Raw genomic sequence first — 11,757 nt, forward strand, 5'->3', positions numbered from 1 at the left:
GCCGGGTGTGCTCACCCCGACCAACCCCAATCCTGCGTTCGATGGTTCATGGAAAACCCGCGACCCGGCGACCGGGGACGACCCGGCGACCGGCGGCCCCGCTACGGCCGTTCGATGGCCGATTGTTCCGCGTCCGCGAGTTTGCGGACGATGACCTCCATGACCTCGGCCACGGGTGCGGGCATGTTCATCTCGTGGTGCGTGGCGCGCACGTCGTGCACCTCGATGTCGCCCAGGACCAGCGGTCGCCACATGTGCGCGTACAGATCGTCCTTGAGTGTCGCGCTGAAGAACACCACGTCGCCGCGGTAGACCGGCGATTGGAAGGTCATGATGTGCCGGGTGTTATTGGCCAACACCTTCGACATGGTGTCCAGGAAGTCCTGTTGGTTGTCGGTGCCGATGTACTGGCCGAAGAACTCCTCGAGTTCGTCCCGGTAGTCCTCCAGCGTCTTGCCGGCGTGGATCTCCGAGAACCCTTCGCCGCCCGGCTGGGAGTCGAGGATCGCCACCAGGCCGACCTTGTGCCCGCGCCGGTCGAGCCCCTCCGCGACGGCCTGCACGACGGTGCCGCCGTAGGACCAGCCGATCAGGTAGAACGGGCCCTCCGGCTGGATCTTCAACATCTCGGCGATGTAGTCGTCGACCATCTCCTCGACGGAGCCCGCGAGCGCGTCCACGCCGTTGGAGCCGCGCGATTGCAGGGCGTAGGCCGGGCGGTCCGGCACGTGCATGACGAAGCTGAAGTAGGCCCAGCCCAGGCCACCTCCCCCGTGGAAGAACCACAGGGGTTCCTTGCCCGTGCCGGGGTCGTTGTTCAGCGGCAGCACGACCCCGAACGGGTCGACATTGTCGCCCACGGGGATGCCGCCGATGAGCACGAGCGAGGCCAACTCGGCCACCGTCGGGAACTTGATGATCGTCCTGAGGGGCACGTCGACGTGGAACATGGCGCGGATGCGCACGCTGAGCCGGGTGGCCATCAGCGAGTGGCCGCCGAGGGCGAAGAAGTCCTCGTGGATGCCGACGTTCTCCCGGCCGAGCAACTCGCCGAACAGCGCGCACAGCTTCTCTTCGGTGACGTCGCGGGGTCCTTCGCCGACCGCGGCGCTCGTCTGCTCCGCCGGCAGCGCCCGCCGGTCGAGCTTGCCGTTGGGCGTCAGCGGGATCCGCGAGAGCGCGATCACCGAGGCAGGCACCATGTACTCGGGCAGGCGCCCGCGCAGGTACTCGGTCAGTTCGGCGAGCAGCGCGACCGTCGCCTCGTCGTCGTACACGCGCGGCCCCTCGCCCGCCGGGGTACCGGAATCGCCCGGCGCGCCGACGGTGGAGGCGGGCACCACGTAACCCACGATCTGCCGGTCGTCCTCCCGGTCCTCGCGGACCACCACCGCCGCCTGCGCCACCGCGGGGTGCCCGGCCAGCGCGTGCTCGATCTCCCCCAACTCGATCCGGTAGCCCCGGATCTTCACCTGGTGGTCGGTACGGGCGATGTATTCCAGCAGGCCGTCGCGGTTCCACCGCGCCAGGTCCCCGGTGCGGTACATCCGCGCGCCGGCCGGGCCGAACGGGCAGGGCACGAACCGCTCCGCGGTCAGGTCGGGCCGGCCCTGGTAGCCGCGCGCCATACCGGTGCCGGCGATGTACAACTCGCCCTGCACGCCGCGCGGGACCGGGCGCAGCCGCGCGTCGAGCAGGTACACCTGCGTGTTCCCGACCGGAGTCCCGATCGCGACCCCCGCCCCGGCCTTCACCGGCGCCATGGTCGACCACGTCGTGGTCTCGGTGGGGCCGTACCAGTTGCCCACCTCGACGGCCTGGTCCGCCAGCGTCTCGGCCAGCCGTACCGGCACCGCCTCCGCGCCGGTGATGATCCGCAGGCCCTGCGCGGCGTTCGGCTCGTGGGTCAGCACCATCTGCCAGAAGGCGGGGGTGGCCTGCACCACGGTGACCCCGTGCCGGCGCAGGAACGCCACCATCCTCGACGGTTCGGTGACCGTGTCCCTCGTCGCCATCACCATCGTCGCGCCGCAAACGAACGGAAGGTACAGCTCGGTGTTGGCCATGTCGAACGACACCGTCGTGCTGAACAACATGCGGTCGTCGGGCGACAGCGGGAACCGTCGCCGCGTCGCGGCCACGAAGTTGGCCAGCGCCCCGCGCGAAATCGCCACCCCCTTCGGGGTTCCGGTCGAGCCCGACGTGTAGATCACGTACTGGGTGTTGTCCGGCCGTACGACCACCTCCGGCGCCGAGTCCGGGTATCCGGAACAATCCGCGCCGGCCAAGGTGTCGGCGTCGAGCACCAGGAGCGGATCCGCCTGCCCGAGGACGTGGTCGATCCGCGAGCGCGGGTGGTCCGGGTCGACCGGGACGTAGGCTCCGCCGGCCTTGAGCACCGCGAGGATCGCCACCATCAGGTTCACCGTGCGCGGCAGGCACACCGCGACCAGCGACTCGGCCCGCACGCCGCGCTCGACCAGCCAGTGCGCCAGCCGGTTCGACCGGACGTCCAGTTCCCGGTAAGTGAGCGTCTCCTCCTCGCCGATCACGGCGAGAGCCTGCGGCGTGGCCTCCACCTGCCGGTCGATCGCCGCCAACAGGCCCTGCTCCAGGGTCGGTTCCGCGGTGTCGTTGACCTCGACGAGCAGTTGCTCCCGCTCCCCCTCGACCAGCACGTCGATGTCCCCGACGCGCACGCCCGGATCGGCCACCACCTGCTCCAGGATCCGGACGAAGCGGGCGGCCATGTCCTCGACCGTGCCCCGGTCGAACAGCTTGCCCGAGTACTGGATGTCGCCGTGCAGCCGACCGGCCTCGTCCATGCCCATGCTGAAGAACAGGTCGACCATCGTCTTCTGGGTGAGCGCCTGCTGGAACTCCACTCTCAGTCCCGGCAGTTCAAAGCTGGGCCGGGCGTAGTTCTGCCAGCCGCACATCACCTGGAACAGCGGCCGGTACTCGGCCGAGCGGTCGGGGTTGAGCGTCTCCACCAGCACATCGAACGGCACGTCCTGCTGCTCGTAGGCGGACAGCGCCTTGTTCCGCGTCCGGGTGAGCAGGTCGACGAAGGACGGGTCGCCCGAGAGGTCGATCCGCAGCACCAGGTTGTTGACGAAGCAACCGATCAGGTCCGCGAGCGCGTCGTCGGTGCGGCCGGCGATCGGGGTGGCGATCGGTACGTCGTCGCCGGCGCCGAGCCGGCTCAGCAAAACCGCCACCGCGGACTGCACGACCATCGCCATGGTCGTGCCGCGCTCGGCGGCCAGCTTCTCCAGTCCGGCCGACACCTCCCGGGTCGTCGCGAGGGCGACCGCGTTGCCGGCGGTGTCCGTCTCCACCGACCGGGGGCGATCCAGCGGCAGGTTCAACGGCTCCGGTACACCTTCGAGTTCGTCGCGCCAGTACTCGATCTGCGTGGCGACCAGGCTGTCCGGGTCGTCCACGTCGCCGAGGACCTCGCGCTGCCACAGCGTGTAGTCCTTGTACTGCACGGGCAGCGGCTCCCACTCCGGTGCCCGACCGTCGCGGCGCGCGGTGTAGGCCACGCCCAGGTCCCGGGCCAGCGGCGCGCCCGAGCTGCCGTCGGTGGCGATGTGGTGGATCACCACGGCCAGCACGTGGTCCTCGGGCGAGCAGCGGAACAGGCTTGCCCGAAAGGGGATTTCGGTGGCCAGGTCGAACCCGTGCGCGACCGCCTCGTCGACCGCGCCGGCCACGTCCTCGGCCGCGAGCTCGACCACCGGCATCCGCGCCTGCGCAAGTGCCTCCGCCAAGGGCAGGATCCGCTGATGCGGCTCACCGCCCTCGTCGGTCACGTACGTGGTGCGCAGGACCTCGTGCCGCTCGACCACGTCCCGGACCGCCGCGGCGAGGGCGTCCCGGTCCAGCGCTCCGGTCAGTCGGAACGCCGCCGCCATGTTCCAGGTCTCCCCACCCTCCAGCTGGTGCAGGAACCAGTAGCGACGCTGTGCGAATGACAGCGGAATCATTGCCTCACTCCTCTACGGTCATCTTGCGCAAACCGGGGCGGCGGGGAGCCGTCGGTTCCTCCGACCACGGTGCGAGCGCGGCCACTGTCGGCAAGTCGAAGATCTTGCGGATGGGTATCTCGATCCCAAGGTCGGCGCGGGCCCGGCTGATCAGCCGGGTGGCGAGCAGGGAGTGCCCGCCGAGCGCGAAGAAGTTGTCGTCGATGCCGACCCGGTCGATGCCGAGCACCTCGGCAAACAGTCGGACCAGGGTCTCCTCGCGGGCATTGCGCGGCGCCCGATAGGCGGCCCCGCCGATCTCCGGCTCGGGCAGCGCGGCCCGGTCCAGCTTGCCGTTGGGCATCAGCGGCAGCCGGTCCAGGAACACCAGTGCCGACGGCACCATGTACTCGGGCAGTCGCTCGGCGAGGAATCCTCGAACGGTGTCGGCGTCGGCCTCGCCCGACGACACCAGGTACGCGACGAGCCGCGTACCGACGCCGGTGCCCCGGGTGAGCACGGCGGCGCGGGCGATGTCGGGGTGCGCGGTGAGCGCGGCCTCGACCTCGGCGGGCTCGATCCGGAAGCCGCGCAGCTTGACCTGCGCGTCCCCCCGCCCCACGTAACGGAGTTCGCCCTCGGCGTTCCAGCGGGCCAGGTCCCCGGTGCGGTACATGCGCGAGCCGGCCGGGCCGAACGGATCGGCGAGGAAGCGCTCCGCGGTCGATCCGGTGTTGCCGTGGTAGCCGCGTCCCACGTTCCCGCCGACGTACAACTCGCCGACCGCGCCCGGCGGCACCGGCGCGAGGTCGGGGCCGAGGAGGTAGGCCCGCATGTTGCCGAGCGGGGTGCCGACGGGCGCGCTGCCCGCCCAGTCCCGGGTGTCGCCGGAGACGGTACTGGTGGTGGCGTAGAACGTCTCGCTCTGCCCGTACGCGTTGACGATCCGAACGCCGGGGAAGGCCTCGCGCGTCTTGTCGACGAGCGACGGCGGCAGGGCCTCGCCGGCGAAGACCACCGTCTCCACCTCGACCCGGTCGCGGACGCGGTCGACGAGTTCGGCGAAGGCCGACGGCACGGTGGACACCACCGCGCCGCTCCAGCTCTTCCCCTCGTCCAGGACCAGGACGTCGCGGACCACGTCGACGACGCCGCCGGCGGCGAGAGTGGTGAAGATCTCGAACGCCGAGACGTCGAAGTTGATCGACGTGCCGGCGAGCATGCGCTTGCCGGACTCCATGCCCACCCGTGAGGCGAGCCGCAGTACGCCGTTGACCACGTTGGAGTGGGTGATCGCGACGCCCTTGGGCTTGCCGGTGGATCCGGAGGTGTACAGCACATACGCCAACTGCTCGGCGTACGGCGGCCGCTCGATGGCGACGCGCGCGGTGGTCGGGTCGAGCGCGTCGAGGAGCACGTCCGGGGCGTCGTGCTCCGGCAGCGCGGCGACAGTCGCGGAGTGGGTCAGCACCAGGTGCGGGCGTGCCTCCTCCAGGATGGCCCGCAGGCGTTGGCTTGGGTACTTGGGGTCGACCGGCAGATACGCGCCGCCGGCCTTCAGGACCGCGAGCAGGGCGACCACCAGGTCGGCCGAGCGCGGCAGCGACACCGCCACGGGCGACTCCGGACGCACCCCGAGTTCGACCAGTTCGCGCGCCAGCCGATCGACCCGGGCGTCCAGCTCGCGATACGTGAGCGATTCGCCCTCGGCGACCACGGCGACCGCGTCCGGGGTGCGCGCCGCCTGGGCCTCGACCAGTTCGGTGATGCTCATGTCCGGGGTCGGCACGGCCGTGTCGTTGAACGCGACGAGCAGGCGCTCGCGTTCCGCCGGATCCAGCGTCTCGACCCGAGCGACCGTGCGTGCCGGTTCGGCCACGAGTTGCCGCAGGATGCGCAGGAAGCGGGCCGCGATCGCCTCCACCGCGGCCCGGTCGAAGGCGCCCGGCGCGTACTGGAGGATGAACTCCAGGTGCGGGTCGGCGGCCACCATCAGGGCCAGCGGGTAGTGGGTGCCGTTGTTCGGGCGCAGGCCGGTGAAGGTGATCCCGTCCGCGGCGGCGCCGGCGGCGGTCAGGCCCTCGCGGTCGATGGGATACGACTCGAAGACCACCAGGGTGTCGAACAGGGACGGCAGGCCGACGGCCTGTTGGATCTCGGTGAGCCCGTGGTGGTGGTGCTCCATCAGGTCGGCCTGTCGGCTCTGCAACGCGGCCAGGACCTCGGCGAGGGTGTCGCCGGGGGCGTGGCGCACGCGGACGGGGACGGTGTTGATGAACATCCCGACCATCGACTCGACGCCCGCCACCGCGGGCGGGCGCCCGGAGACGGTGGCGCCGAAGACCACGTCCCGGCGGTTGGTGAGTCGGCCGAGCAGCAGCGCCCAGGCGCCCTGCACCAGGTTGTTGACGGTGATGCCCATCGCGGCGGCCCGACGGCTCAACGCGCGCGCCTCATCGACCGGGAGGGCGATCTCCAACTGGTCGAGACCGCCCTCGCCCACGCCGGCGGAGCCGGGCGCGAGCAGGGTCGGCTCCTCGACCCCGTCGAGTTCGACCGCCCATGCCCGTGCCGTCTCGTCCTCGTCCCGGCGGGCCCGCCAGGCCAGGAACTCGCCGTAGCTGCGGCTCTCGGGCAGGCCGGCGGGATCGCCTCCGGAGGCGTAGAGCAGGAGCAGGTCGCGCATCAACAACGGCATTGACCAGCCGTCGAACAGCACGTGGTGGGCGGTCATCACGAACTCCGCCCGCCCGGACTCCAGGGTGACCAGGGCCAGTCGCATCAGGGGAGGGGTGCGCACGTCGAAGTGGGCGGCCCGGTCCCGGACGAGGAATCGCTCGAACGTCTCGGTCCGCTCCGCCTCGCCGACCGAGGTCAGGTCGAGGTGTGTCCAGGGCACGGTCACCCCGCGCGCCGGCACCGCCTGTACGAGAGCGCCGTCGGCCCGCTCGACGAACGCCGCGCGCAGGTTGGTGTGCCGCTCCAACAGTGCCTGGCCGGCCCGATGCATGCGTTCCGGGTCGACCTCGCCGGAGAGCTGGAAGACCAGCTGCACGTGGTAGGCGTCGAAGGACGTGCCGGCCAGCATGCTGTGGAACAACATCCCCGATTGCGCGGGGGTGGTCGGCCAGATCTCGGCCAGCCGGCCGAGCCGGGCCTCCCAGCCGTCGATCTCCTCCTGACGCACCTCGACCAGCGGCGCGTCGGTCGGGGTCAACCCGCCCGCGTCGGGGGTCGCGGCGTGCCGGGCCAGCGCGGTCGATGCCTCGACCCACGCCTCGGCCAGCTCGGTCACGTCCTCGCGGGAGAGCACACCGGTGGGGAAGGCGAAGTGGGCGGTCAACTCGTCGCCGGCGGCGGTGGGCGTGGCCACCACGTCGATCTCCAGGGCCGAGAGCACCGGCATGTCCGCGTTTGGTGCGGCGATCAGGTCCGGGTGCGTGGTGTCCGGCGCCCAGCCCAGGCCGCGCAGCTCCGCGGGGATGTCCGTGCCGGAGGCGCGGCCGAGGTAGTTGAACCCGATCTGCGGCTCCCGCTCTGCGGCCAGTGCGCCGGCGGTGTCCTGGTTGAGCCGGCGCAGCAGTCCGTAGCCGATGCCGTTGTCGGGCACCGCGCGCAGCTGCTCCTTGACCGCTTTGATCGCCAGGCCGGCGGCCGGGCCGCCGGCGAACGCGTCCGCCACATCGATCCCGGCCAGGTCGAGCCGTACCGGGAACGAGGAGGTGAACCATCCGATCGTGCCCGACAGGTCGGCGCCGGGGATCACGTGCTCCTCCCGGCCATGCCGCTCCATCCGCACCAGCGCCGAGGACTCGTTCCCGCCTCGGGTACGACGCCGCCGCGTCAGCGCCAGCGCGAGCGCGGCCAGCAGCCCGTCTTCGGCCCCGCCACGGAACACCGCCGGGACGGTGGTCAGCAGGGCCTCGGTGACGTCGGCCGGCACCCGGACCCGCACCGTGTCCACGGTGGCCGCGACATCGCGGGTGCGGTCGAGTTCCCGGGCACCGAGCACGGGCTCGTCGCCGCTCACGATCCGCTGCCACACGGGCAGTTCCGCCACGCGCGCCGCGTCGGCGGCCTCCTCGGCCAGGGCATGCGTCCACCGGCGCAGCGAGGTTCCCACCGGCGCCGGTTCGGGGGCGCGGCCGGCGTGGATCCGTTGCCACGCGCAGATCAGGTCCGGTACCAGGATCCGCCACGACACCCCGTCGATCACCAGGTGGTGCAGCACGATCAACAACCGGCCCGCACCGGGGTCGGCGGCGAACCACACGAACTGCGCCACGACACCCGCGTCCGGATCCAACCGCCCCGCGGCCGCGTCCAGTTCGGCGGTGACGTCGGCATCGCCGCTGGGCACCTCCCGCAGCAGCGCGCCGGCGTCCACGCTGCCGGGCGGCTCGATCCACAGACCCGGCCGGAGCCGGTCGAGCCGCGAGCGCAACACGTCGTGCCGGTCCAGCACGGCCTGGAGCGCGCCGAGAAGTTCGGCGCGGTCGATGCGCTCGGGCAGGGTCAGCATCGCCGACATCGAGAACCGCCCGATGCCACCACCGAGTGCGAGAACGTGCGCCGCCATCGGCGTCAGCGGGACCGGGCCGACGCCGCCACCCGGCAACTCGGGCAGGATCGGCTCCTGTTCGGCGTCCCGCCCCGCGACCGACTCGGCGAGCCGGGCGACCGTGCGGTGCTCGAAGATCTCCCGGACGCCGACCGTGATGCCCCGGGCCTTGGCCCGGGCCACCACCTGGACCGAGCGGATACTGTCGCCGCCCAGCGCGAAGTAGTCGTCGCCGATCCCGACGCTCTCCAGACCGAGCACTTCGGCGAACACGGCGCACAGGATCTCCTCGCGCCGATTCCGCGGCGCCCGGCCGGTCGACACCTGTGCGTAGTCCGGCGCCGGCAGCGCCCGCCGGTCGAGTTTCCCGTTCGGCGTCAGCGGGATCGCGGAGAGCGGGACGATGGCGGCGGGCACCATGTAGTCGGGCAGCCTGGCGCGCAGGTGCTCGCGCAGGTCGGCGAGCAGGACAGCGTTCCGGGACGGCGCCGTGGCCTCGGCCTCGGCCTCGGTCGGCGCGATGTCCGACCCGGAGTCGGGTTCCGAGTCCGGCTCGGGGTTCGGCTCGGGTTCCGGAACCACATAGGCGACCAGCCGCTTGTCGTCCCCGTCCTCGCGCACCACGGCCACCACCTGCGTCACGCCGGGGTGTGCCGCCAATACATGCTCGATCTCGCCGAGTTCGATCCGGAATCCGCGGACCTTGACCTGGAAGTCGGTCCGACCGACGTAGTGCAGCCGTCCCTCCCGGCCCCAGCGCACGAGGTCCCCGGTGCGATACATCCGGGCGCCGGCGGGGCCGAACGGACACGCGACGAATCGTCCGACGGTCAGGTCGGGTCGCCCGTGATATCCGCGGGCCAGGCCGTCGCCGGCGATGTACAACTCGCCGTCGACCCCGCGCGGGACCGGCCGCAGCCGCGAATCCAGCACGTAGACCCGGGTATTGCCGATGGGTGTGCCGATCGCCGGGGCACCGGATCCGGGCGCGACGGTCGCGCTCGTCGACCAGATCGTCGTCTCGGTCGGGCCGTACACGTTGAGCACGTCGACGGCCCGGTCGGCCAACGTCTCGGCCAACCGCTGCGGCAGCGCCTCGCCGCCGACCAGGACCCGCAGGCCCGTCGCGGCGGTCGGCTCGTGGGTCAGCACCATCTGCCAGAACGCGGGCGTCGCCTGTACGACGGTGACCCCGTGCCGGCCGATCGTCGCCACGGCGGCGGCCGGATCGGACACGGTGTCCTTGTTCGCGAGCACCACCGCCGCACCGGAGATCAGCGGCAGATACAGCTCCAGCGCCGCGATGTCGAACGAGATCGTCGTCACCGCCAGCAGGCGATCCGCGGGCGACAGCGGGACCCGCCGACTCATCGTGGCCAGGAAGTTCGTCAGCGCGCCGCGCGGGACCGCCACACCCTTCGGGTTACCGGTCGAGCCGGAGGTGTAGATGACATACACGGTGTTGTCCGGCGACACGCGCACGGTCGGCGCCGAGTCCGGGCCCGTGGACAGATCCATGTCGGCCCATGTCCCGGTGTCGAGCACGAGCACAGGGCGGGAGTCCGCCAGGATGTGGTCGATCCGGGAACCCGGGTGCTCCGGGTCGATCGGGATGTAGGCGGCGCCGGCCTTCTGCACCGCGAGCAGTGCGACCACGAGGTCCGCGGAGCGGGGCAGGCGGACGGCGACCGGCGACTCCGGCCGCACCCCGCGCTCGATCAGCCGGTGCGCCAGCCGGTTGGCCCGGGTGTCCAGCTCCCGGTAGGTCAGCGATTGTTCCTCGCCGATGACGGCGAGCGCGTCGGGGGTGTCGCGCGCGTGCCGTGCCACCGTGTCCACGAGGTCGGCGGCGGGGATCGGCTCGACCGTGTCGTTCGCCGTGCGCAGCAGCCACGTCCGCTCGTGCTCACCGAGCACGTCGAGGTCACCGACACCCACGCCCGGATCGGCGACCACCAGTTCCAGGATGCGTACGAACCGCTCGACGATGTCGGCCGCCGTGGCCCGATCGAACAGTTCGGTCGCGTACTCGAGTCGCCCGTGCGCACGTCCGGTGGCGTCCGGGACCACGTTCAGGAACAGATCGACCTTGGCTGTGTCGGTGCCCACCGGCACGGGGGTGACCCGCAGACCCGGTATCTCGATCGGCGGCCACACGAACTGCCAGGCCAGCATCACCTGGAACAGCGGCTGGTACGCGGTGGAGCGCTCCAGGTCGAGCAGTTCCACCAACCGCTCGAACGGCACGTCCTGGTTGTCGTAGGCGGCCAGGGACTTGTCCCGTACCTGTTCGAGCAGTTCGCCGAACGAGGGGTTGCGGGACAGGTCGGCCCGCAACACCCAGGTGTTGACGAAGAACCCGATCAGATCGGCCAGGGCATCGTCGGTGCGCCCCTCGATCGGGCTGCCGATCGTCACGTCGTCACCGCCGCCGAGGGTGCGCAGCAGCACCGCCAACGCCGCCTGGGCCACCATCGGCGCCGTGGCGCCGCGGTCCGCGGCCAGTTTCCCGAGCCGGGTGAGCAGCTCGGGTTCCAACTCGAAGGAGACATGACCGCCGTCGTGGCCGGCCACCGTCGGCCGGGGCCGGTCGAGCGGCAGCTGCAACGGCTGCGGCACGTCGGCCAATTCACCTCGCCAGTAGTCGAGTTGCGTGGCGGCGAGGCTGTTCGGGTCGGCCTCGTCGCCGAGCAACTGCTGCTGCCACAGCGTGTAGTCCTTGTACTGCACCGGAAGTGGGGTCCACCGCGGCGCGCTCCCCTGCCGCCGGGCCGTGTACGCCGACACCAGATCCCGGAGGAACGGCGCCATCGACGATCCGTCGGCCGCGATGTGGTGGAACACGAACACCAGGACGTGCTCCTGCGGGGCGACCCGCAGGAGGGTCACCCGCAGGGGCAGGTCGGTGTGCAGTTCGAACCCCTCGCAGGCGACCTCCCGCGTCACGGCCTCGACCGCGTCCGCCGCCACGTCGACCACCCGGAATCGCGGAATGGCCTCCTCCGGGACCAGGATCCGCTGCTCCGGCGTCCCGTCGGCGTCCTCCACGATCAGGGTGCGCAGGCTCTCGTGCCGAGTGACGATGTCCGCCACCGCCGCGGCCAGGGCCGCCGTGTCCAGTGGCCCGTCCAGGCGGAGCACGAACGGAATGTTGTAGGTCGCGGACGAGCCTTCCAGACGGTGGAGGAACCACAGCCGACGCTGGGCGAAGGACAACGGGATCAT

The 11,757-nt window shown here is 71.5% G+C and carries 2 protein-coding genes; both read right to left on the minus strand.

Going from position 1 to position 11,757, the window contains the following annotated elements:
- Positions 1-101 precede the first annotated feature (101 nt).
- Complete coding sequence (locus ACWGR4_RS22785) at positions 102-3,992, minus strand: non-ribosomal peptide synthetase (protein ID WP_452130704.1); 3,891 nt, start codon at positions 3,990-3,992, stop codon at positions 102-104.
- 4 nt (positions 3,993-3,996) lie between these two features.
- Positions 3,997-11,757, minus strand: a complete 7,761-nt coding sequence (locus tag ACWGR4_RS22790; protein ID WP_452130705.1) for an amino acid adenylation domain-containing protein — start codon at positions 11,755-11,757, stop codon at positions 3,997-3,999.

The sequence above is a fragment of the Embleya sp. NPDC055664 genome, from assembly GCF_053618075.1.

Coding starts and splice junctions, on each gene's coding strand:
- ACWGR4_RS22785 (WP_452130704.1), bottom strand. CDS start 3,992: ATGATTCCGCTGTCATTCGCACAGCGTCGCTACTGGTTCCTGCACCAG.
- ACWGR4_RS22790 (WP_452130705.1), bottom strand. CDS start 11,757: ATGATCCCGTTGTCCTTCGCCCAGCGTCGGCTGTGGTTCCTCCACCGT.